19 protein-coding genes and 1 tRNA gene are annotated in these 22,100 nt (G+C 56.8%); 13 read left to right on the top strand and 7 right to left on the bottom strand.

Annotated features, from left to right (window positions below; genetic code table 11):
* Positions 1-96: 96 nt before the first annotated feature.
* Positions 97-831, bottom strand: a complete 735-nt coding sequence (locus GRI44_RS13525; protein ID WP_160602254.1) for an EcsC family protein — start codon at positions 829-831, stop codon at positions 97-99.
* On the opposite strand from GRI44_RS13525, the gene GRI44_RS13520 reads away from it, so the two are divergent.
* From GRI44_RS13520 to GRI44_RS13510, 3 genes are all read left to right on the top strand, one after another.
* Positions 824-997 (top strand): hypothetical protein, encoded by a 174-nt coding sequence (locus GRI44_RS13520; RefSeq protein ID WP_160602253.1) that lies wholly within the window; start codon positions 824-826, stop codon positions 995-997. The genes GRI44_RS13525 and GRI44_RS13520 overlap by 8 nt on opposite strands.
* A gap of 184 nt (positions 998-1,181) precedes the next feature.
* Positions 1,182-1,268 (top strand) — tRNA-Leu (locus tag GRI44_RS13515).
* Between the two features lie 166 nt (positions 1,269-1,434).
* A complete protein-coding gene (locus tag GRI44_RS13510; RefSeq protein WP_160602252.1) occupies positions 1,435-2,658 on the top strand; it encodes a tyrosine-type recombinase/integrase in 1,224 nt (407 codons plus the stop codon).
* A 138-nt stretch (positions 2,659-2,796) separates the two neighbouring features.
* Here the strand turns inward: GRI44_RS13510 and GRI44_RS13505 are convergent, their stop codons facing one another.
* The 3 genes from GRI44_RS13505 to GRI44_RS13495 all read right to left on the bottom strand — a co-directional run bounded on the left by GRI44_RS13505 (position 2,797) and on the right by GRI44_RS13495 (position 4,181).
* Positions 2,797-2,988, bottom strand: coding sequence for a DUF6961 family protein (locus tag GRI44_RS13505; RefSeq protein ID WP_332872437.1), 192 nt, complete (start codon positions 2,986-2,988; stop codon positions 2,797-2,799).
* On the bottom strand, positions 2,982-3,533 hold the full coding sequence (locus tag GRI44_RS13500) for a thermonuclease family protein (RefSeq protein ID WP_332872427.1): 552 nt from the start codon (positions 3,531-3,533) through the stop codon (positions 2,982-2,984). Before GRI44_RS13500 ends, GRI44_RS13505 begins: the two co-directional genes overlap by 7 nt.
* Positions 3,534-3,596: 63 nt before the next feature.
* Positions 3,597-4,181, bottom strand: coding sequence for a lytic transglycosylase domain-containing protein (locus tag GRI44_RS13495; RefSeq protein ID WP_232843197.1), 585 nt, complete (start codon positions 4,179-4,181; stop codon positions 3,597-3,599).
* A 138-nt stretch (positions 4,182-4,319) separates the two neighbouring features.
* Here GRI44_RS13495 and GRI44_RS13490 point away from each other — a divergent pair, with 138 nt between their 5' ends.
* From GRI44_RS13490 to GRI44_RS13475, 4 genes are all read left to right on the top strand, one after another.
* Complete coding sequence (locus GRI44_RS13490) at positions 4,320-5,234, top strand: DUF7146 domain-containing protein (RefSeq protein WP_232843152.1); 915 nt, start codon at positions 4,320-4,322, stop codon at positions 5,232-5,234.
* 78 nt (positions 5,235-5,312) lie between these two features.
* Positions 5,313-9,560 carry a strawberry notch family protein gene (locus GRI44_RS13485; protein ID WP_160602249.1) on the top strand — a complete coding sequence of 1,416 codons (4,248 nt, stop codon included), beginning with the start codon at positions 5,313-5,315 and terminating at the stop codon, positions 9,558-9,560.
* Positions 9,561-9,664: 104 nt separating this feature from the next.
* Complete coding sequence (locus GRI44_RS13480) at positions 9,665-11,635, top strand: ParB/RepB/Spo0J family partition protein (protein ID WP_160602248.1); 1,971 nt, start codon at positions 9,665-9,667, stop codon at positions 11,633-11,635.
* A 357-nt stretch (positions 11,636-11,992) separates the two neighbouring features.
* On the top strand, positions 11,993-13,441 hold the full coding sequence (locus tag GRI44_RS13475) for a phospholipase effector Tle1 domain-containing protein (protein ID WP_160602247.1): 1,449 nt from the start codon (positions 11,993-11,995) through the stop codon (positions 13,439-13,441).
* Positions 13,442-13,678: 237 nt separating this feature from the next.
* On the opposite strand, the gene GRI44_RS13470 is transcribed toward GRI44_RS13475, so the two are convergent.
* Together GRI44_RS13470 and GRI44_RS13465 are read right to left on the bottom strand one after the other, a co-directional pair.
* Positions 13,679-15,094: an argonaute/piwi family protein gene (locus GRI44_RS13470; RefSeq protein ID WP_160602246.1), complete on the bottom strand. Its 1,416-nt coding sequence runs from the start codon at positions 15,092-15,094 to the stop codon at positions 13,679-13,681.
* Positions 15,091-16,512: an SMEK domain-containing protein gene (locus GRI44_RS13465; RefSeq protein ID WP_160602245.1), complete on the bottom strand. Its 1,422-nt coding sequence runs from the start codon at positions 16,510-16,512 to the stop codon at positions 15,091-15,093. Before GRI44_RS13465 ends, GRI44_RS13470 begins: the two co-directional genes overlap by 4 nt.
* Positions 16,513-16,804: 292 nt before the next feature.
* Here GRI44_RS13465 and GRI44_RS13460 point away from each other — a divergent pair, with 292 nt between their 5' ends.
* The 5 genes from GRI44_RS13460 (at position 16,805) to GRI44_RS13440 (ending at position 20,599) form a co-directional block, all read left to right on the top strand.
* The gene (locus GRI44_RS13460) at positions 16,805-17,740 is read left to right on the top strand and encodes an ArdC family protein (protein WP_160602244.1); all 936 of its coding nucleotides are present in this window, start codon (positions 16,805-16,807) and stop codon (positions 17,738-17,740) included.
* A gap of 11 nt (positions 17,741-17,751) precedes the next feature.
* A complete protein-coding gene (locus GRI44_RS13455; protein WP_160602243.1) occupies positions 17,752-18,177 on the top strand; it encodes a hypothetical protein in 426 nt (141 codons plus the stop codon).
* A gap of 293 nt (positions 18,178-18,470) precedes the next feature.
* Positions 18,471-19,394 (top strand): DUF2493 domain-containing protein, encoded by a 924-nt coding sequence (locus GRI44_RS13450; RefSeq protein ID WP_160602242.1) that lies wholly within the window; start codon positions 18,471-18,473, stop codon positions 19,392-19,394.
* Positions 19,395-19,661: 267 nt separating this feature from the next.
* Positions 19,662-19,931 (top strand): hypothetical protein, encoded by a 270-nt coding sequence (locus GRI44_RS13445; RefSeq protein WP_160602416.1) that lies wholly within the window; start codon positions 19,662-19,664, stop codon positions 19,929-19,931.
* 281 nt (positions 19,932-20,212) lie between these two features.
* Positions 20,213-20,599 carry a single-stranded DNA-binding protein gene (locus GRI44_RS13440; RefSeq protein WP_160602241.1) on the top strand — a complete coding sequence of 129 codons (387 nt, stop codon included), beginning with the start codon at positions 20,213-20,215 and terminating at the stop codon, positions 20,597-20,599.
* A gap of 66 nt (positions 20,600-20,665) precedes the next feature.
* Here GRI44_RS13440 and GRI44_RS13435 read toward each other — a convergent pair whose 3' ends face one another.
* Positions 20,666-20,992, bottom strand: coding sequence for a DUF6437 family protein (locus GRI44_RS13435; protein WP_232843151.1), 327 nt, complete (start codon positions 20,990-20,992; stop codon positions 20,666-20,668).
* A gap of 287 nt (positions 20,993-21,279) precedes the next feature.
* On the opposite strand from GRI44_RS13435, the gene GRI44_RS13430 reads away from it, so the two are divergent.
* Complete coding sequence (locus tag GRI44_RS13430) at positions 21,280-21,501, top strand: hypothetical protein (protein ID WP_160602240.1); 222 nt, start codon at positions 21,280-21,282, stop codon at positions 21,499-21,501.
* Positions 21,502-22,100 lie beyond the last annotated feature (599 nt).

The raw sequence follows: 22,100 nt of genomic DNA, 5'->3' as shown, positions 1-22,100 counted from the left end.
GAAGCCCTGTCCGCCGTCAGAAAAACCGGTCGGCCTGCTGTTCTTCGAGGCCGCGTTTGATACCCGGTTTGCATAATCGGAATTACATAATCGGAATTATTGGGAAACCTGCTGATCTCGCTTTGACGCACGTTCCTGAAATGCGAATCGCGCAGCTTTGCCAACGTCGTTCTGAAACGACGAATTGACAATTCCGCCAACGACTGACCCGACAATTGGCACGATCATGCCTGCGCGGCTGCGGAAGCTGGCGAAAGCAATCGCACGGGAAATGCGCTCCACAGCCTGATCAACGACAGGCGTAATGTGTTCGTGATCAGCATCGACAAGCTGGCCATGGTCCCCAATAGTTGATTCCAGATCAGCAATGCGTTTGTTACGTTCCTCAGGATCGTCAAGCGCAGCGAGTTCGAGAATTTGTAGGCGGAAAAGTTTTTCCGCCGAACCCTCGCCATCGAAACCGAAGGCGCGACCGGTATCGCGTATGGTCCGCAGGCCAATCGCAATGGTTGCAGGAATGTCGGCGCTCATTGACAGCGCACCGGCCATGCCCGCGGCGGCACCTGTTGTCGCACTGATGCCTCGCGCTGTTCGCGCGACTTTCTTGGCCGCCAGATGCGCCGCCTGCATGTCTGAAGTGTCATGACTGAAGCGAACCAGCTGCGGCGCCGCGACAGCGCGATCAAGGCCCGCCAGCACGGCCTCTACCAGGCTTTTCGGCACAATGCTCGCCAGCGCCTTGCCAAAAGGATGTGTCAGGCGCTCAATCCCGCGTCCGAGGCGGGAGGGCTTGGCGTTGCGGAATTGCCGCTGTTCACGTTGAATGTCCATGGGTTTGCAATGCATGGCGCTGAGCCTGGTTCCTCAATGCCGTGGCGGCGCCTTCATGGCCAATGTCTTCGAGGACCATAACAAGTTTGCGCCTCCCAACAAGGCGGACAGCCGGATCGCCCATCACTTGCGCCGCCAATTTGCTGGCAGGCGTCGTGACATCTGACCAACCACCACATTGCGCGACACAAGTTGTGACCGGGCGTTGAATTGCAGCAAACGCCAGGCTCCCATGACATCAAAAACAAGATTAAATTAGCACAACCTCCAAGTCTTGTTGACAAGCGCCCTACCCCCCCGCTATCGGCCCGCTCCTACCCGCAGAACGCGCCAACGCGCTCTGCTCCGGTGCCCAGATGGCGGAATTGGTAGACGCACCAGCTTCAGGTGCTGGCGTTCGCAAGGACGTGGAGGTTCGAGTCCTCTTCTGGGCACCATTTGTTCTTCTCTTGTTCTCCCAGATAATCTATAAAACCCGCAGAAACCCTAGGGATTTGGCCCTTTGGTAGTTCCGGATCGTCCCGTTTGTTCTCGGGGGTTCCAGACATTTTTGCGGGCCTTTTGCGGGCCTTTGCGAAAACCACATTTGGAAAAGGCCCGCAAATGCCTCTGACCGAAACGCGGCTCCGCGCTCTCAAGACGAAAGACAAACCTTACAAGGTCGCTGACCAGCGAGGCCTTTATATTGAGGTTACCCCAGCCGGTGGCAAACACTGGCGATTTCGATACCGGCTCGGCAAGCTCGAGAAGAAGCTCGTAATCGGGAGCTACCCCGAGGTCAGCCTCAAAGAGGCGCGTGATGCGACCTACGAAGCAAGACAGACCGTTGCATCGGGCGGGGATCCTGCCTTCGACAAACGGAAGAAAAAGATCCGCGAGGAGTTCCTGTCTGCCCAGACCTTCGAAGCCGTTGCCCGCGAATACATCGAACAGATGATGGTGCAGAATGGCCGTGCCGAAGGAACGATCATCAAGGCAAATTACTTCCTCGATCAGCTTACGCCGGCCATCGGCAACCGGCCAATTCATGAGATTGAGCCGTTTGAGGTTCTTGCCCCGCTCAAGCGTCTGGAAGCCAGTGGGAAGCACGAGACTGCAAAGAAGACTCGTTCCTTTGCAGGCAGGGTCTTTCGGTATGGCGTCGCCACGACCCGGTGCAAATCCGATCCGACGAGCATGCTCAAGGGTGCTTTGATCACGCCGCGGACTACGCATTACGCAGCGATCCTCGAGCCCAAGGAGCTTGGTGGGCTTTTACGTGCGATAGACGACTACACCGGCCATCTGATCACAAGGTTCGCGTTGCAGATCGCGCCTCATGTCTTTGTTCGCCCGGGTGAACTGCGACATGCCGAATGGCGCGAGATCGATCTGGTGGACAGGGTTTGGAAGATCCCCGCGGGCAAGATGAAAGCGCGGCGCACGCACGCGGTTCCGCTTTCAACGCAGGTTGTCGGCTATCTAACCGACCTCGCCGAATTGCTGGGCCAAGATGGCTACGTATTTCCCTCGGCACGCACCTCGCAGCGCCCGATGAGCGAGAACTCCCTCAACGCAGCATTCCGAAGGATGGGTTACACGAAGGAGGAAGTTACTGCGCACGGCTTGAGGGCGACAGCATCGACATTTCTGAACGAGTCTGGGCTCTGGAATCCAGATGCGATCGAGCGCGCTCTGGCGCATGGAGATAGCAATGTCGTGCGCGGCATCTACCACCGGGGCAAGCACTGGGACGAGCGGGTGCGAATGGCCCAGTGGTGGAGCGACTACCTTGACGAGCTCCGGTCAGGCGGAAAGGTCATAAAGGCCAAATTTGCAAAAGGCTGAGCGAATATATCGAAACGCTAATCAGCCAAAACATGATTTGAGGCTCAGGAGCAGCCCCACCAATGAGACTGACGCGAGCAAACCAAACTCAATCCTGACGCCCAAATCTGCAAGCCATTTGCGCATCGTTGCAAGCCCTCAATTCGTGGCGTTCTGGCATTTGAGCTGATCGAAACGGTCCGCGATTGTTTTCCAGGTTTCTACGCCTGCCGCATCGCCTTCGTTTGCCAATCGTTTGACTTGCTCTGCCATGTAAGCAGGCCCTGCTGCGCCGTGGTTCTTTTCAACCCATAACGCCACAGCCCAAAGTTCTTGATCGCGGTTCAGCACCAAGGCTCGCGTCTCCCAGTCCACGTCCGCGCTAGTCCTTCGCTGACCAGCTGATCGCCGAGTGACCGACCATCGCGGATCACGACCCGCAGTTTGCGCCCGTACTGGTCTTCATCCCGGTTTCCGATGGTTCTGAGCTCGAAGGGCCCAACATTGAGCAGATCGACCAATCGATATGTCGCTCGCATTCCAAGCTCATATTCGTAGTCGCATCTGGGCTGGCTGATTTCCGGAGTGTCGATGTCAGCGATGCGGATCTTGATGCCATCCAGCCAAAAAGTATCCCCATCGACAACACATGTCCGCCTGACCGTGCCGCAAATCGCAAATTGTGGGGAGCTTACTTGTTGAAAAAGTGCCTGGGGCTGCTGCTCGACGTCTGCAAGGCTCGCGTTCCCGCCTGGCCAGTTCAGCGCCAGCATCCCTGCCGCAACTACTATTGAGAATGCGCCAAAGCCCAACATAATCTCCCTACGCAACTTGCGGCGCTTTTTTGCTTTAATAGCTTGGCGAAAGTCGAACGGCTCACCAGGTGCTTCACTCACTGGCGCCCTCCGAGATCACTATGCAATGCCCCTCCGATAATAGCCATAAATCAGGCCATTTCTTCAATTGTATGTGCCAATTGCGCGCCATCTTGCCAACACTGTTCTGACGTACTGCGGTGTTTCACCGTTTTTCGGAATGCCTTGTGATCGGGACACGGCACCCGGACCTGCATTATAAGCGGCCAAAGCCAGGTGGACCGCTTCGAAGCGTTTCAACATATCGCGCAGGTAGCGCGCGCCGCCGTCGATCGAAGCGATAGGATCATGTCGGTTTCGAACACCCAGTTCCCGCGCAGTGCCAGGCATGAGTTGGGCAAGTCCGGCCGCACCCGCCGGACTGATAGCCATTGGATTGAAGCGCGACTCGGCCCAAATCAGAGCGCGCAGCAAGTTGGTTGGCAGGCCGTATTGGCGTTCAGCCTCGGCGATTGCTGCCATGTACAAACCTTCCCGGTAAGAAACATCTGCCCGATTAGTTTTATAGACTGCAGGGAGGTGCTGCCTGACGGACACTTCCTCGGCCTTCGGTTGCATGATGGCATGTTCGAAGAGGCTGAACTCCTGAGCATTGACTGGGTGAAACGAAGTCGCGATCAAGCCCGCAATGGCGATCGTTAATCTCATCAAACATTTGAGGGCTGTCATCTCGTTCATTGCTCCATTGCGTCGAATCGAAATAGAACATACATAGAACATGCGCCTGTAGGAAAGCGGCAGATGCAAGCCTACGGGAGAGGAGAGGAGGCGTGTTGAAGGGGCCACTTCGCAAGCTGAGGAGCTCGCATGTCCCTGTATGTCCAAACTCATCCCACTTCGTCCCTCGCCGAGACCGCTCGCCACATTTGCGAATCACGCGGCGGCAAATGGTCGGGCACAAAGGGGATGGCCTGCTGCCCCGCACACGACGACCACACACCTTCGCTCGGCGTGACGCTCGGTCGAAAGGCTATTCTCTTCCATTGTTTTGCAGGCTGCGATCAGCAGGCCGTGCTTTCCGCTCTGGCACGCGAAGGTTTCGGCGCGGCCATATTATTTTCAGGCTCGAAGAATACCGATCATCCCGAGCCAAACAGGTCTCGCAAGCCGTCAGCAGCAGCACTGAGAATCTGGCGTGAAGCGGGTCCATTACGTGCCAGTCCCGCAAAGGCCTATCTCGAAAGTCGCGGGCTTTTGGCTGCATCCCCGGCGCTTCGCTTCCATCCCCGAACACCGCTTGGGCCCAAGGGGCGCACGCGCTTTATTCCGGCCATGATTGCTGCGGTCAGTCTCGATGAGGGGCCAATCGCCATCCACCGCACGTTCCTGTCGCAGCAATCCTCTGCGAAAGCTGCCTTCGACAAACCGAAACGCGCGCTAGGCTCTCTCGATGAAGCTGCTGTCCGCCTCTTTCCACCGGCTGCTGGCAGGCTTGGACTTGCCGAGGGAATCGAAAGCGCGATGTCAGCTTATGCGCTTACCGGCATTCCGTGCTGGGCTACATTGGGCAATGAGCGGTTCGGCCTCGTGACCATTCCTGAGAGCGTCACCGAGCTTCATCTGTTTGTGGACAATGACGCTGGCGGCGAGCTCGCTGCGACACGTGGCCTGGCTGCTTTCGCGCGGGATGGTCGGAGGATCCAGATCCGCAAACCTCGCTCAAGCGATACCGATTGGAACGACGAACTAAAGACATGGCTGCGCCGCAAGACGGCGCGTTGAGAGGAGAGAGGGCTTTTTGAATTTCTGATCCGGCAGAGGGCGCATGTCCCGATGCCTCAATGAGGAGGACGATTTGCCATGTTTCACTCAGACCTATTTTCCGACAGCCAGCAACTGCATTCAATTCCGCTCGCCTTTACCATTGGCACAGCTATTGCCGAAAATCTCGCATCTGGCCGTCATCTCACGCGTGCCGATATCTCGGCGCTGTTCTCAGAAAAAACCGGAGTGCAGGACTGGGGAAGCGCATGGACGATTGACGACTACAACAACGCCGCCGAGATCGGAGCACTGCTCTGGCTGCGCGATCATTCGCGGATCGACTTTACGACAAGGATACGCGAGGCGGAAGCGCGCTTCGGCTGGCTCGATGCGGCACTGCCGCCCCGGCATGTTCGAAGCGAAGGTCAGGTCGAACTACAGCAGTTTTCAACTCCGCCGATGCTGGCCTGGCTGATGGCCAAGTCCGCCGTCATTTCTACGCAAGACTCTGTGCTCGAGCCATCTGCCGGCAATGGAACAATGGCGATTTGGATGGATCCGCACCAGGGATCTTTGCAGCTCAACGAGATCGATTTCGCTAGGCGCAACAGTCTGAAGCATATCTTTCCCGGGGCCCAAGTAACCGCACACGATGGTGAGCTGATCGCCGACTTGCATCGCGGTCCGGTCCCCTCCGTAGTTCTGATGAACCCTCCCTTTGCTCGCAGCCAGGAGCGCGGCAAGGACGGCGCTACCGCCCAACGCCATCTGCGCAGCGCGATCCGGACTTGTGCTACCGGCGGCAGGATCGTCGCGATCATACCCGACAGCTTCAATGCATCGCGCTTTTGCGATGCAGAAAGCGATAGCTCGCTTTGTCTTGATGTCCGCTTGCAGCAGATGTTTTCCCGAACGGGCACCGGCATAGCGGTCCGTCTGGTCGTGTTCGACAAGATTCCGGATGCTGCGGTTCCAGAAATCACAGGTGATACCTCTGACCTTGTCGAACTCCATGACCTTCTAACACTTCTACCGCCTCGCGCACCGATTTCCGCTAGCGTCCGCCAGCCGGGGATGCGCAGCTCGTTACGCCCCCAAGTCAATGTAGCAACGCATCGCCCAGCGATCAGGCCGTCGGCGCCGTTTGCTTCGGAACGGAGCTCCGCGACCGACGTGGCCGAACTGGCCTATTCCGCGCTCACCGAACCCGCACCGGTGCCCGAGCAAACAGGCATCTATCTCCCCTATCGCCCCAGCCGCATTAGGTTTGCCAATGCTCCGGCGCATCCGACACCCCTCGTTGAATCGGTCGCTATGGGATCGGTCACGGCCCCGATTCCCGAAGCGCGTCCGCTTCTTCCTGCAAACTGGCAGGCAGACTGCCTGCTTTCCGAAGCGCAATGCGAGACACTCATCTATGCCGCACAAGCGTTCGCGCGCGACCTGCCTGGTCAATTCCGGCTGAGCCAGGAAGGCACGATGCTTGAGCTCACCGAGGACGGCAGCTCCTACCGCCAGGGCTTTTTCCTCGGCGATGGGACCGGAGCGGGCAAGGGACGGCAGATTGCCGGGATTATCATGGACCGATGGCTCTCGGGCGAGCGCCGCCATATCTGGATCACAAAGAACGAAGCATTGCTCGAGGACGCTCGCCGCGACTGGGAGGCGCTCGGCGGAATGGCGCTCGACATCCAGCCGCTCTCGCGCTGGAAACTCGGGCTGCCTGTTACGATGCCTGAGGGAATTCTCTTCGTAACTTACCCGACGCTCCGGTCAGGACGCGCCGAAGATACCCGGCTTGACCAGATCCTCGCCTGGGCGGCTGCGGAATTTGACGGCGTGATCGCCTTTGACGAAGCGCATGCCATGGCCAACGCGCTTGGCTCATCGGGCGCGCGCGGTAAGCTCAAGGGCTCAGAGCAAGGAATGGCGGGCCTCCGGCTGCAGAACAATTTGCCGCGCGCCCGCATTCTCTATGCCTCGGCCACCGGTGCATCGGATATCTCCAATCTTGGTTACACCGCCCGGCTTGGCTTGTGGGGACCGGAAACCGCATTCCCGACGCACGAGGCCTTTATGAGTGACATCCGTGCCGGCGGGGTCGCCGCGATGGAGCTCGTCGCCCGTGATCTCAAGGCACAGGGTCTCTACCTCGCCCGCGCTTTGTCCTTCGCCGGGGTCGAGTATGATATTCTCGAGCACAAGCTGACCGAAGCGCAGGTGCGGATCTATGATGCCTATGCGGAAGCCTGGGCGATCATCCATCGCAATCTCGAGGCAGCGCTTGAAGCAACCCGGGTGGTCGACGAGGACAGCGGCGATACGCTGAACCGCAACGCAAAATCTGCTGCACTTTCAATATTTGAAGGCACCAAGCAGCGCTTCTTTGCGCAGCTCCTGCTTTCGATGAAACTGCCGAGCCTTATCCCGGCTATGGAACAAGCGCTTGGCGAAGAGAATTCGGTAGTCGTGCAGTTGGTTTCAACGTCAGAGGCCATGCTTGACCGGCGTCTCGCCGACCTTTCTGACGAGGAACGCGAAGCGCTCGATATTGACTTGTCCCCGCGTGAATATGTCATCGACTATCTCGCCAAGAGCTTCCCCGTTCGCCTGATGCAAGTGTTCACCGACGAGGACGGCAATCTGCGGTCTGAAGCGATGAGCGATAATGAGGGCAACCCCGTCATTTGCGCTCGAGCTATCGCAGCGCGCGATGCTCTCATTGAACAACTTTGTGCTCTGCCGCCGATTGCGACCGCGCTCGATGCGATCATCGAACACTTCGGGACCGAAGCCGTAGCCGAGGTCACAGGGAGGACCCGAAGGCTTGTTATCGGCCGCGATCACCAGCAGCGCGTCGAACGGCGAAGCCCGAGCGCCAACGTCGCTGAAGCGCAGAGCTTCATGGAAGGAACCAAGCGTATTCTGGTCTTTTCCGATGCAGGAGGGACTGGGCGGTCCTACCATGCCGATCTCGGGTGCCAGAACCAGCAACGCCGTGTGCATTTCCTGCTCGAGCCGGGATGGCGTGCTGACAACGCGATCCAGGGGCTGGGGCGGACAAACCGCACCAACCAGGCATCGTCTCCGCTCTTCCGCCCTGTGACGACCGATGTGAAGGGCGAACGCCGCTTCATTTCAACGATCGCGCGCAGGCTCGATGCACTGGGCGCCCTCACGCGCGGGCAGCGTCAAACCGGGGGCCAGAATCTGTTCGATCCAGCTGACAATCTCGAGAGCGACTATGCCCGCGATGCGCTCACCCGCTGGTTCCAGCTGCTCTATGACGGAAAGCTCGAGGCCACGAGCTTCGGTGACTTCGCCCTGCGCACCGGTCTCCGTCTCGAGAATCCCGATGGCGGGCTGACTGACAACCTGCCGACCGTCCAGCGTTGGCTAAACCGTATCCTCGCGCTGCCGATTGCGCTTCAGAACGCCATCTTCGATGAATATCTGGGACTGGTCGAAGCGCGGATTGAGGCCGCTCGCGAAGCCGGATCCCTCGATCTCGGTCTGGAAACAGTTCGCGTCGACAGTTTCGAAGTCCTTGGGGATGAACTTCTGCGTGCCGATCCTGTCACTGGCGCAGAAACCCGCCTCGTTTCGCTCGAAGTGAAGCGGCACCTTCGCCCCTTGCGTTTTAAACGTCTCGTCCGGATGCACGAAATAGGAACCCGGCATGCCATCCCCTTGCGCAATGCGCGCTCAGGCAAAATTGCACTCTCAGTTCCAGCCCGGCGGTTCATTGCGGATGATGGCGCTGTGATTGAACGCCGGCGGCTCCTGCGCCCGCTTAAATCGGCCAACTGGACGTGTGACGCGCTCGGTGAAAGCCTGTGGGAAGAGATCGGCGTAACCGAGTTCGCGAAAGCCTGGCGGACCGAAGAAGAGCAGGCCGCGAACTCAGCCGTCATCGAGCGGGTCCATCTTGCCACCGGACTCTTGCTACCAGTGTGGAAACGCTTACCGGGCGATCATGTTCGCGTCACTCGGCTCGTTGCTGAAGACGGCCAGTCGATCATCGGCAGGGAAGTCCTCGACATCGACCTCGCAAAGATCGCCGAAACCTTTGGCCTGGCAGCGGTAACCGGTCCCGCACCTGACGAACTCGGGAAGCTCGTTCTTGCAAGCGGGACTCCGCAGCCACTCGCAAGTCATGACTCGCTCATGGTCAAGCGCTCGCTGGTCGGAGGCGAGCAACGGCTCGAACTCACTGGCTACGCGCCGGATAGGCTCGACTGGTACAAGACCAAGGGCTGCTTCACCGAGATCATCAGGTATCGCACACGGCTGTTCGTGCCGGTCTCTAAGGCGTCGTCCGTCCTGCCTGCACTCGCAGCCTGATCCCGTGGATGGGTCCGCACCAAAAGATGAGAGTGGAGAGAGCCCTTTGGGCTTGTGGGCCTTGTGATCGTCACATGCGCCTTCATCCCATCAGGAGAAAACCCATGATCCAGTCTATTGCATTGAAGAAGCTCGTCCCCAGCCCGCGCAACGTTCGCAAGTCGAGCGATGTTCTTGCCGACCTCCAATTAAGAGCAGACATCGCAGCGCGCGGCCTGCTGCAAAACCTTGTTGTGCGCATAGGCAAACGCGGAAAGTTCGAAGTCGAAGCTGGAGGTCGGCGCCTCGCAGCGCTGCAAGCGCTCGCCGAAGAAGGCACATTGCCCGAAAGCCATGAAGTGACCTGCCTGGTTATCGAAGGCGAGGAAAGTGAAGTGCGTGAAGTCAGTCTCGCCGAGAACTTTCAGCGTCTCGCGATGAATCCGGCCGACGAGGCGCAGGCTTTTGCCGCGATTATCGAGGCAGGAGCAACACCTGAAGACGTTGCCCGTCGGTTTGGTCTCACCGTCCGCTTTGTTGAGGGACGCCTGCGCCTTGCAGGTCTCGCACCCTGCGTTTTCGAAGCTCTCGCGGAAGGCACGATCACGCTCGACATGGCCAAGGCCTATGGCGCAATCTCCGATGTCGAGCGCCAAGCCCATGTCTATGCCGAATTGCAGGACGCCTGGTATCAGATCACGCCTGACACGATCCGCCGGATGGTGCTCGATGCCACTGTGCGAGGCTCCGACCCGCGTGCCATTCTCGTGGGGCGCGATGCCTATCTTGCGGCAGGTGGCCGTATCGAGCGCGAACTCTTCGACGATGATGCCAGTGAAAGCTGGATCGATGTAGCCCTGCTTGAGGACCTTGCACACAAGGCCATGGAGCAAGCAGCGTCGAAGACGGCGCAGGAATATGGCCTTGCCTGGGTGCGGCCTACTCTTGGCAATTATGTCAGCCATGACCTCGTCGAAGGTCTGGGTCGCTTGCCATGCGAGCCCGCGCCAATGACCGGGGAAGAAGCCCAGAAACTCGGCGAACTCGAAGCCTACTACGACCGCGTGGCCGCCATTCTCGAAGATGAGGATAGCGACGAGGAAGAGGTGGCAAAGGCCGAGCAGGAACTGGTGGTGATTGACCGTGCCATGCGCGCGCTCAATGACCGGCCTCCGGTGCTTGCTGACGAACTGAAGGCTGAAGCAGGAGCCTTCCTCGTCCTTTCGCGCAATGGCGAGCCGGCGCTGGTTCCGCAATTCTACACCGAGACCGAGATTGTTTCCGAAGGCGAAGGTGCGCTTGAAGCGGTCTCGGAGAGTGAAACGGTAGCGCCAAAAGGCGGAGCGCTTTCGCAGCGCCTGCTCGATGAGCTTGCCATGCAGCGCCGCGATATCCTTGCGATCCATCTGGCCAATGACCAGGCGCTTGCGCTCGACTTCATGGTCTTCACACTTGCCGATGCTGACGGTCACGACTGGCGTGCTAAAAAGGCATCGACGCTTATCGGTTCGGTGGCTTCCGGCCCGGTTACAGGGTTCGAAGCCAAGGATGCACCGGCCAGCGCTGCGCTGGCCGAATTTGCTGGATCACTCGATGAAAGCTGGCGCTCGGGCGAGAGCGATGTCGAACGGTTCGAGAGGTTTCGCGCTCTGTCGGACGACGCTCGCTCGGCGTGGCTTGGCCACGTCGTCTCCCGCACGCTCATTGCCAGCCTCGCCTGCGAGGGCGAACGTTCAGTGCCACTGCATGAAATGCTTGGGTCTCTGCTCGAAATCGAGCCCGCACACTGGTGGCGTCCCACCGCAGCGAACTATTTTGACCGCATAGCCAAGGCACGTACGCTCGAAGCGCTAGATGCAGCAGGCGGCCCCGAGCTGGTGAGCCGTTATGCCGGGTCGAAGAAGGCCGAATTGGCAAGCGCCGCCGAGCGCATCTTCTCGGGCAACTTCATTGGAGACGCGGATGTTAAGGAACGTGCCCAAGCATGGATCCCCGCGATCATGCGGTTCGGTACCGCTGATGTTCAGGAACAAGCTGCAGAAGGGCTTCCCGCTGAAGATGAGGTCGATAACGAGATTTCCGAGCAGGCTGCCTGACTCCTCCTGACAGGTCTAGGCCACTTGGCAGGCGGTCCGTCCCTCGGGACGGGCCGCCTAATTTCGTGGCTCCTTCTGGGCCGTTAGCTAACAGTCTTTTTTAGCCTTCCAAAGGTAAAAAGCGAGAATTCATCTCTTCCAAGCGACAACAACGAAGACAATGCTTCAAGTCCGCAATTCAGGGGGATTCTTAGTCGCGTCGCCCTCGAAGAAATGTGTTCTCACTTTCAAATACTAACGGGCAATTGGGAAGGCGAGCGAGACGAATACCCGACTAAGTGGCGAACCGTGCCTACTCACTAGCGGCGCTGGCTGTTAGGAACGGCATTCCGACTTATCAAACTTAAGGCATACACGATGGCTAAAAACATCCTTATTTTTTCTGATGGAACTGGCCAGATCGGCGGTGTGCGCCCAGATCAAAAGTTATCGAACATTTATAAGCTCTACAGGGCCACTCGACCCGGGCCGTCATCACCAATTGATCCTCGTCAACAGTTTGCGTTCTATGATCCCGGTCTGGGTAAAGGCGAGGTGAGCGGCTGGACGTTCAAGCGGACGAAGCATTTTCTCGAAGCAACGATCGGAACGGGTATCGATACAAATATTATCGACTGTTACGAAGCAGTTGTCGCGGCCTACGAGCCCGGTGACCGGATCTGCGTATTCGGTTTTTCGCGGGGCGCGTATACCGTTCGAGCTCTCGCGACCGTACTCAACTTGTGCGGAGTGCCTACTCAGCTGCCTAACGGAAGTCCTATGCCCAAGTACGGCAAGACTTTGCGCAAAATCGCGCGGGAAGCTGTTCAAGAAGTCTACAATCATGGAGCTGGAAAGCCTCGTAGTGAACAACCCTATTTTGACCAGAGGGAAGAGCTCGGTCGCCGGTTCCGAATTCGATACGGATCATCACAAAACCAAGACCCGGCCGCACCCAGAGGCAATGTTGAACCGCATTTTATCGGAGTCTTCGACAGCGTTGCCGCCTTGGGCAGTGACAAATTGAAGTTACTCTTCTCCGGCGCCCTGTTGACGACAGTCCTTTTTGTGGTCGCCTCTTTCTGGTTTGAACTTCACTGGGCATGGAAACTTCTTGGTTTGGGATCGGTAGCGATGGTCCTCGGATGGCTCGCACATTTGGCGCGCATCTTGCTCAAGAGCTACTCTCCAATCGACAAAAAGTTAGAGATCGATCTTAGTGAAGTCTCCAACTCAAACTTGAAGAAACGTTCAATCCATTGGGCATTCTGGCGGACCGCAAACTATGACAAGTATTTGTCTGGGGAGGTGAATTATGCACGTCATGCGATGGCAATTGACGAAGAGCGGGCAGATTTTCCACGCGTCAAATGGGGGCCGACCAATACGCCCACGCGCAGAGTAGACCAGGTTCCTCGGTGGTTGAAACAGGTTTGGTTCGCAGGTTGTCATAGCGACATCGGTGGGAGTTACAGAGAGAGTGAGTCACGACTGAGCGATATTGCACTAAGCTGGATGGTCCAAGAGCTTCAGGAGTGCGTTCCGGAAATCGTGATCAACAATGGTCTGCTGCAGACCTTCGGAGATCATCGCGGCCTACAGCATGAAGAGCGTTGGATGTCGGAGGCTTTCAGATTGGCGTGGAAAAAGAAGCCACGATATGTCTACGAAGAAGGTGAACTACATCACAGCGTCTTCGACAGATTTGAGGCTGGCCCAGTTCCGATCGTAGACGAGATCAAATATTATCGTCCCGAACAATTGAAGACCCACAACAAATTAAAGGAATTCTATAGCTGCGTCGATGACGATCCGAACCGGCCTTGAAGCGCCTGACGTCTGCATGTCATTTTGCGCATCGAAAAACTACTGAATGTTGCGTGTAGATGAAGCAATTTGCTGACTGCCGCAATTAAGCCGATAGTGGCCGGTGTGCTGTCGCGTGAAGCCGCACAAACAGTCATTCAAAATTCATAATCTGATTGGAAACCTGCCAAAGATACAGTCGCAGGAGGAACGACGTTGAAATTCGGTGAAAACAAAGGTCAAAGAAACTAACTCCTTTCACATATAGAAGCTGTAGCTCACCTGAGGTTTCTCTGACTCGCCGACATACTTCATGATGTCTCCAATCTTGTTTGCGCATTCCAGAGTGATGGGTAGGCGACCGTCCAACTGCGTGTTGTTCCAGTTCATCTTGGTCAATCCCATAATCTCCTTGCAGATCGCTTCAAGCGATGAGTCCTGCTCGTAGACCGTAATTTTCAATGGGCTCGGAACATAGGCCCCAGGATAGGTTTTGTAGAATTGGACCGTGCCGCGCGTATAAAGAACGCCTTCATTTTCGGCCATTGTCATTAACGTGCCACGTTCCGGCGGATAATTTGTATCGGCAAACAGGCGAATATCCGTACCTGTAATGGTGACGAAATCCTTGGAGCGAATTCCCTTGTCGCTGAGCGCGCGGCTGAATCCTGCCCGCTCGGTCTCGCGAAAATGGCTCGATTTATGAATTACGATCCGTGCTGGCATTTGTTCGAGAGCGCGATCGTATTCCTCTAAAGCGCCCGTCAGCAAATCGTAGGCCTGATCTTCGCTGAGAAATGGTCGCCGGTCGCTCTTGTCAATCGACACCGGTGTTCCGCGTAGAATGATCCCGTGTCCGAATTCATCGAAAACCTGAGCTAGGCTCGATGACAATGTTTCGCCGTCTCGGCTCTTGTAAAAGCCGATCCCTATATAACACGTTTTCGGCTTCTCACTGTCTTCGACAAGACGCCAAGGAATTGTTCGATTGCCCTTGTAATAGAGCGCAGTGACGAAATTCCATGCTTTTGTCGCCGGATCCTGCTGTTCGCCGGAATAGGCCGTGATTTGAATTGTCTTTTCGCGGACTAGCTGAAGCGGAATACCGAGATGCATACATTTGGCTTTGAGCAAGCGGCGAAAATTATGCTCAATCGCGCGCCCTTCTTTCTCGTCGTCATTGTCATTCGTGCTACCAGTCAGCGAGTCAAACATCTCATTCGGCACGACACAAACAATAACGTCCACCGTTCTGTTCTCAGCCAAAAATCGAACCTGCTCGTAATATAGGTTTACCGCTTTTTCTACGCGCTGCGTGCGCGAACCGAGCAGAACCACCTGCGTCACATCCGACTTTCGCAATGTGCGGGTGTAATTAGGCGAATTGATGAAGCGGGTTAGAAAACCATGCGTTTGGCTAATGCCGCCAAATCCACGGAAAAGGTTTTTGAGGTCGGACTTCTTTTTCCGCTCAATGCCATTGCGGCAGCGCCGCAACCAATCATCGAGAAGGTCGACCCCTTCACCGCGACCGACAACGCCAATACGAAGTTCGGTGCGGCGCAGCTCGTCCTTTTTATCATAAACGCTCATCTGCTCGATGCCGGTTCTTGGGCAGACATGCGTTCCGGAACCAAACTCTAGCAAAGGTTCAGGCAGTTTTGCGAGCTTCATGCTGCCTGCTCCTCAAGCGGTTCGTCGGTTTCGCTCTCAGTCCCACCATCATTGTTGTCGCTCAGATCAAAGTCTAACAGAGATCCAAAGCGAGGCAGGGCAGGATCATCATCGTTGATACTGGATAGAAAAAAAGCCGTAAATCGAACCAGATTACGAACAGTCGCGTTGCGTTCGAGCCGCTTCTGCTGTGAGAGATAATCATGATGCCAGTTTGATTGCTTGTAGCCGTTATAGGAATAATACCAGCTAGGCAGGATCACCGCGTACCATTCATCGCCCATTTGGGTGAATGCAAGATCGAAGGATAGGTGTTTGTGAAAGGCAACTTTCTCAGGAGCCTTCTTTTGCTGTTTGCGCTCATAAACTGTGCGAACCGCCTTCTTTTTACCGACCCATGACTCCTTCCGCATTGCATCATCTTCATCTCCGGGCCCAAAAAAGAAAAACCGATCTCTAGGATGAGTCCGAACATTCCGCGATTTCAGTTGCTCCGACGCCTCTGCATGAAGCAATTGTTTAATCAGATTGATATTATCGATCTCGCCTGAGTCAGTAAGATCAGTGATTTCGAGGCGTTCCAAAGTACCTTCATCGACCACACGAAGGAGGCCTGTCTCGGAGAAGTCGCGAAACGAGAACATTCGGCCGTCAAAGCGAACCCACGCGTCGTTCTGGACTTCATTCAAGCGTAACGCCATCTTGGCTACCGAACGTGGACTTGGCCACCGGCCCTTATATCCTTTGTAACCAAGTTCAGTTCGCGCGGCTTTGACGATCTCTTTGTCATCGAAATTCAGATCGGCAACATATACGGCGTCAGGCAGCACGACGCGCTGCATGTTAGATGTAATGGTATCGGGTAGATCGATCTTTTCCGAAGAGTAACTGATAAACGCATCGACCTCGCCGAGAATGCGCTTGAACTCATCGAGAACCCGGGATTGTTGCGTCAGCCGAAGGGAAGTTACCAACCCGAGTAGGTCACGAAGATCGACAATATGATCTTTGCAACGAAATTCAAATTCATCGTCAATCAGTGCATCGATGGATGACTGGCTATAGGACGACTGTTTTGCGACAAGCATCAACACATAAAGTTCGTCAAAGCTGTTGAAATATTTTCGTTCAACAAATTGTCGAACAGTGTCTTTTACCTTGTCGAGTGATGTCGTCGATGTCACCTGAAAGGCGACTCTATCGCTATCATCTCCAAGATCGATACCGGGGAAATTCTTCTGTTTTCTGTTTAAGTTCGTGAGGTTGGGAAGATTGTAGACCAGTTGTAAAATGGGAATAAGCGCATCTTCCAAAGCAAGGTTAATGTCAGTACGGCCTTGCGCAGTCGCGAGTTCGACTTGTACGATCACGCGGCTAACCACGTCACGCAGTTCGTTTTCAATCTCCAACTGCTTCATTTTCCCCGCTATCGCTCCCCATGTTAAGAGTGCTTTCGATTTGGGAACACATCACGAACATTTCAAGGGCTAATTGGGATCGTTCGCTTCGATGAAGGCAACGTTTGCGCATTTTGGCACTTAGAATTGTTACCAATGACTCTTGAGGCCCAGCAATGGCGGCTTTGGGGCTTCTAGTTTTGTTTTTTGTACGATCGAGATTGGCGCGCAAAGCCGACAAATATTGAAGAGGAGAGTGGGCTGTTTCTGAGTGCTCTGGGACAATCTCGTCTCGGCAATCAGGAGATTTTCCATGCCCAAATTCAAGCGCTCAGCCTCGTCGCAGTCTCCCGCACAGCGGATAACCGCCACAATCATCGAGAAGCTCGAACAGGGCACCAAGCCCTGGGTCAAGCCTTGGCGAGGACTACCCGTCTCACGTCCCCTTCGTGCGTGTGGAACGCCCTATCAGGGCATGAACACCTTCTGGCTTTGGATGATCGCTGATGCATCTGGCTATTCCTCACCCTATTGGATGACATACCGCCAATGCCACAAGCTTGGCGGGCAGGTTCGCAAAGGCGAGAAGTCGACCATAGCGATCTTCTACAAGACCTACGAGAAGGAGGTCGAAGGTCCCAGCGGCCAAGATGACACTGAGACGCGCCGCGTCCTTAAGGCTTATGCTGTATTCAATGCCGACCAGTGCGATGGTCTACCGCAAATGTACTATCCGCAACCGCTCCTCGCACCCGTAGAGCCGGAAGGGCGGCAGGAACGGCTCGATTGCTTCTTCGGGTCTGTCGGCGCTAATCTTCGCCACCACGGCTGCGAAGCCTATTACGAACCCGTTCGTGACCGGGTCACAATGCCGCCGAGTGATCTTTTCGACGCATACGAGCACTATTACGCAACGCTCGCGCATGAGCTTTCGCATTGGACCGGACATTCATCGCGGCTCGATCGCGATCTGAAGAACCGCTTTGGCAGCGAGGCCTATGCGGCCGAAGAACTCGTAGCCGAACTGTCTTCGGCAATTCTCGGCGCAGAACTTGGTCTTCCCGTGACTCACCTCGACCATCACGCGAGCTACATTGCGTCTTGGCTGAAGTTGTTGAGGTCCGACGACAGGGCAATCCTGACAGCCGCAGCAAAGGCCGAGCAAGCGGCAAGCTTGCTGATGCGCCTTGGCGGTCTGGATGAGCGCCAGTCGTCTGAAGGCGACAACGATCTCGAACAGGCAGCTTGAAGGAGACCACCATGGGACGCTCTGTGAGCTATCCGACGGGTGCCATCGTCGCATTTCGTCTGGTCGACGAAGCTGAAGACGACTGGGACTGGGCCTACGAATGTCTCGTTGAGGACATCGTTGAAACGGCTAGTTCCTGTCTTCCGTCACTCGAGCCATTTGATGGCTGGCGTGGGCGTGAAGATCGTATCCTCCTTCGCAACGCTTTCGCGGATTGCGGGGTTTCAACCTATTGCGGTCTCGCTGCCATCTGGATCGTTGAACGCGACGATAGCCGCTATTGGGAGGCCGACTACCGAAAAGCGAGATCGGGCCGTGCCCAGCAATGGCTCACCCAGGTGTCTGACAGATTCATCAAAGTGTTTGGAGAGCTCCGTCTCGTTGGACGATTTTCCAATGGCGAGGCGATCTTCGAGCGCGCGAATGCTTCGCCATGACATCGGTTCGGCAGTTTCGCATTGGCAGCAAAGGTCGCACTCCGGCCCATTTCGGTAAAGAGTCACTGATTTGTCTCGACCCATTCCGCCGGGAGAGGCCCTGGGCCGGTCGGGTGAAGGCGCAACCTGCGGCCCGTCGGCCCGTGTTACCCGCGCCAGCCTAGGGCCGCAGGTTTCCCGCTCACGCGGTGCGCTTTCACCCTTGTCCCGGCCCTGATCGGGCTCCGGCGGATCGGGAGCGAGTCAATCAAGTCGCGTCTTCTGATTCCTCGAATAGATCAGGAGATTTGACCATGTATGACACCTTCATTGACCACCTCGCAGGCCTTGACCTGTCAGGCTTCAGCATCAAGCCCGCGCCATTTACCCAGACCGATTTTCCTTGTGACGAAGCAATCAATCAGACGCTTGCCGGAGCCTGGTCAGACCTCTTTGCGATGTTTGCAGATTCCGCTCTTGAGGCCGATGCAGAGGATATCGCCTGGGGCTTCGTCAATCTTTTCCATCGCGCAGCCAGCCGCAAATCGACCCTGCTCGACCGCGCGAGCGACGAGATCCGCGCTTTGCTTGCCTCCGCCGATGGGTCGGAAATCCATTCGAGCAATCTCGACGAGCAGGTTGCACGTGCGCAGGCGGCAGAAGCCAGCATGATCGCTTTTGAACAGATGCGGGAAACTGCGGCTGCGTTGTACCTCGACGAGATTGGATCCTCATGGAAGCCCATGTCCGGCTCCCGGCCGAACCACTCCGCCAAGATCACATCAGCCGTTGTTGATGCCCGCGATTTTCTACGCACCCGCGCCGAACGGCGCCGAGCCGCCCACTCACCCGAAGGCACGCCAATCGTTTTTGCAGGTGGTCGATCATCCTTTGCAACCACCGACGAGGCCAAGGCTTTCGCTCAGTCCGTCTGGGCAACCCTCGACAAGGTCTACGATCAAGTTCCCGACATGCTTCTTGTCCATGGCGGCGACAGCAAGGGTGTTGATCGGCTGGCAGCCAGCTGGGCCGAGCGACGCGATATCCAGCAACTGGTATTTTCCCTAGACAGGCGTCTCGGTGCCCGCGCCGGGTTCAAGCGCAATGAGCAGATGCTTGGATTGAAGCCCCGTTACGTAATTGCATTTCCGGGCAATGGTGTGCTCGAGCGCCTGGTCATTGAGGCCAAAGCTCAGCGGATTACTGTGGTAGATCGTCGGTGCCCCACTGGCGGTTGATAGCCGACCTGAAGGCGAGCGGCTCCGGCCGCTCGTTCTACCGCTTCTTGCTCTGGGGTTGGCCCACTTGCGGTGCATGGATGAATGGCGGATTGGTGTGTGGCTGTGTGCTGCTCTCTTGGCATCGTACTTCCCCATAGGCCCTGTCTCGCTTTTGAGCGACCGCCCGCCAATTCTCCTCTAAATGTCTGGCTTATTTATCGTGCCTTGGGGCGTTCTCAGGACGCTAACGCCTGCCACCAACACGAAGCCTCATCGGACACAATGATGCAACTCGATGACCTGCTAAGCCGCTATTTCTATGACACCGACGTGTCCTCTTTTACCCCCGACACCCTCGCTACGGGCACTGAACGCTGCCTGGTCGATCTTGGCCTTGAGCAGGATCGCGGAAAGTGTTTCGCCTTATGGGCCTTGCTCCACATGCTAGGCTCAGCCCCTGACCTCGAAGTGGCGTTCGAAGATGATGATGACCGTGAGGCGGCCTGCGATTTCATGGACCTTCTCGCGGGTAGCGAAGGCAATGCGAAAGGGTGAAGACACGTTGGATCTCCGGGTCACCTTTATGCCCAACCGGGCTCCACTCCGGCTTTCCTTGCGAACCCGTCTGAACCAGGTCAGTTGAGGCGCTGCAACCTGTTCCTTTCCGGCCGTGTTGCCCGCTGCGCGGGCTGCCCGCACCACCCGTCATGAACAGGTTTCCCTTGGCCCACAGGCTTGCCTGAGGGCCTGCGGTGCAGTCCTCCCATGCCCTGTTTCTCTTCGACGTTCGCAAGCCGGAAGTGGTTTCCGGTTTGAGAGCTAAAGGAGAATTTATCATGACCAATCTCGTTATCCTCACCGGCCGCATTGCCCGCGATCCCGAGACCCGCGAAACCAAAGGCGGAACCAGCGTTACCGGCATCACCGTGGTTACCGACCGCCCAGCGCGGGACAAGGACGGCAAGACTTACAAGGATGAGAACGGCTACACCGCCAAGGACAGCGAGTTCCACCGGGTAACCTGCTTCAATGGCCTCGCCAAAACCGTCGGCGAATACTGCTCGAAGGGCCAGCTGGTATCGGTCCAGGGCCGCCTCCACTACACCCAGTGGGAAGATGAAGACGGCACCAAGCGGTACGGCTGCGAGATCCTTGCCGATAAGGTCGACTTCCTCTCGCGCGCGACTGGCAACGACAACCAGGACGCTCCCCCGATCGACTGAAGCTGCAGGTGATCACACACTTTGGAAGAGGCTCTGCCGCAAGCGGCAGGGCCTCTTCTCTTGTGGTTACTCGGTACTCGGTGAGGCAGTCAAAGTTCGTGCTGCACTGCGCTCCGCCAGCTTCGCGATTGCAGCTGTTTCGCCGAGCTTTCCAAGCGCCTCGGCGACCTGCTTCAATCCCTTCTTTGAGAACGTCTCGAGGCCGGTTCCAAGGATGATTTGCCCGAGTTCTTTTGCAGCTTGCGCCTCAAGCTCTCGCTGTTTGGCGTCAAGCGCCTCGCGGTCCGCTTCGAGCTTCTGCAGGGCTGCAATCGCGCTCCTGTTTCGGGGCATGTTCTTTGTCCTTTCATACCCCTCAGATCTGCTCCCCGGTGAATTCCATGCACGCGTCATCAGGGTGTAGGAAAGGCAATTCGTGCCCAGCGGGCGTTTGATATTGGGGCGGAGGAGGTGGGTCCTGGCTCACGGTTCTCCCAGCATGATGGCCTTGCATATCCCGCCTCAAGGACGTGCGGGGCCCCACCATTTTGGCCGCCACCGGATTGCATCCGGCATCGGACAAAATCGTTGCCCCCACCGCCGCTCCCGCGGTCGCCCGTTCGGGCGATCCTGTGACCCGGAATACGCAAGACCATCGCGCGATCTCCTGTCGTCTCACGACAGATATCAGGAGGATTACCATGGCTTGTTCTACACATTGCACTCTACCATCGCGCAGCTACTTCGAGGCTCTTGAAACCGCCGAGAAAAGGGCGCTTCACAGTTTCTTCGACCAGCACGTTATCGAGGATGATGAGCTTGGATATGTTGCTCTCGACGAGGGTGACTACAATGCATTGCCAGCGCATCTCACAGCGCGGGTGGTTCACACGGTCCACGGGGGAATGCTCGACGAGTTCTGAGGCTATCGGCAGGGCGGGAACCGGGAACGGTTCCTGCCCTTTTTTCATGTTCGCCGAGGAAGGTGAAAGCCGGTTATTGGCAGGCGCATTGAGGCGCTGACGGGCACCGCGCGCAGTGCGCTGGTGCCCGAAAAAGGAGCAGGGCTATGGACGCACTCTGTCCCGCGCATCATGCGATGCGCTCCTGAGGGTGCGGCACTACGTTTTCCTGGGCCCTGCATGCACTTGCGAACCGGCAACGGGTCGGGCGGCGGAAAGCATGGCCGCGACAAGTCCCGCTTGCCTCGCTTGCCACGCGCCCTTGGCCGCTGCCTCTTTCGCGGTGCAGTTGTTTTTGCGAAGGCACCTAAGAGCCGCCGAACGGCCCTCGAATACCTGCCAGGCGACCTTTGCTCGCGCTCCATCGTGGAGGTTGGAAAAAGGCGTCCGAGATCAATACCTCTGATTGTCTGGTCCTCCCTCGCGCATATGGGAACAAGGGAGCACACCCTACCCCGCGAATTCGGGACTTATCATTCTGATATAATTGAGCAATTCGGTTTTGGGCGGAATCAACCCGTCTGCGAGTAGAGCGGCATTGCGCTGATCCGCACACAACT

Origin of the sequence: Allopontixanthobacter confluentis (assembly GCF_009827615.1) — a bacterium.
Taxonomy (GTDB): Bacteria; Pseudomonadota; Alphaproteobacteria; order Sphingomonadales; family Sphingomonadaceae; genus Allopontixanthobacter; species Allopontixanthobacter confluentis.
Note: the sequence above shows the minus strand (reverse complement) of the source record. Positions and strands in the feature narration are given on the sequence as shown.

Excerpts from the sequence above, each read along its gene's own strand:
- GRI44_RS13520 (WP_160602253.1), top strand. The coding sequence starts at position 824 with ATGTCCATGGGTTTGCAATGCATGGCGCTGAGCCTGGTTCCTCAATGC.
- GRI44_RS13525 (WP_160602254.1), bottom strand. The coding sequence starts at position 831 with ATGGACATTCAACGTGAACAGCGGCAATTCCGCAACGCCAAGCCCTCC.
- GRI44_RS13510 (WP_160602252.1), top strand. The coding sequence starts at position 1,435 with ATGCCTCTGACCGAAACGCGGCTCCGCGCTCTCAAGACGAAAGACAAA.
- GRI44_RS13495 (WP_232843197.1), bottom strand. The coding sequence starts at position 4,181 with ATGACAGCCCTCAAATGTTTGATGAGATTAACGATCGCCATTGCGGGC.
- GRI44_RS13490 (WP_232843152.1), top strand. The coding sequence starts at position 4,320 with ATGTCCCTGTATGTCCAAACTCATCCCACTTCGTCCCTCGCCGAGACC.
- GRI44_RS13485 (WP_160602249.1), top strand. The coding sequence starts at position 5,313 with ATGTTTCACTCAGACCTATTTTCCGACAGCCAGCAACTGCATTCAATT.
- GRI44_RS13480 (WP_160602248.1), top strand. The coding sequence starts at position 9,665 with ATGATCCAGTCTATTGCATTGAAGAAGCTCGTCCCCAGCCCGCGCAAC.
- GRI44_RS13475 (WP_160602247.1), top strand. The coding sequence starts at position 11,993 with ATGGCTAAAAACATCCTTATTTTTTCTGATGGAACTGGCCAGATCGGC.
- GRI44_RS13470 (WP_160602246.1), bottom strand. The coding sequence starts at position 15,094 with ATGAAGCTCGCAAAACTGCCTGAACCTTTGCTAGAGTTTGGTTCCGGA.
- GRI44_RS13465 (WP_160602245.1), bottom strand. The coding sequence starts at position 16,512 with ATGAAGCAGTTGGAGATTGAAAACGAACTGCGTGACGTGGTTAGCCGC.
- GRI44_RS13460 (WP_160602244.1), top strand. The coding sequence starts at position 16,805 with ATGCCCAAATTCAAGCGCTCAGCCTCGTCGCAGTCTCCCGCACAGCGG.
- GRI44_RS13455 (WP_160602243.1), top strand. The coding sequence starts at position 17,752 with ATGGGACGCTCTGTGAGCTATCCGACGGGTGCCATCGTCGCATTTCGT.
- GRI44_RS13450 (WP_160602242.1), top strand. The coding sequence starts at position 18,471 with ATGTATGACACCTTCATTGACCACCTCGCAGGCCTTGACCTGTCAGGC.
- GRI44_RS13445 (WP_160602416.1), top strand. The coding sequence starts at position 19,662 with ATGCAACTCGATGACCTGCTAAGCCGCTATTTCTATGACACCGACGTG.
- GRI44_RS13440 (WP_160602241.1), top strand. The coding sequence starts at position 20,213 with ATGACCAATCTCGTTATCCTCACCGGCCGCATTGCCCGCGATCCCGAG.
- GRI44_RS13435 (WP_232843151.1), bottom strand. The coding sequence starts at position 20,992 with ATGACGCGTGCATGGAATTCACCGGGGAGCAGATCTGAGGGGTATGAA.
- GRI44_RS13430 (WP_160602240.1), top strand. The coding sequence starts at position 21,280 with ATGGCTTGTTCTACACATTGCACTCTACCATCGCGCAGCTACTTCGAG.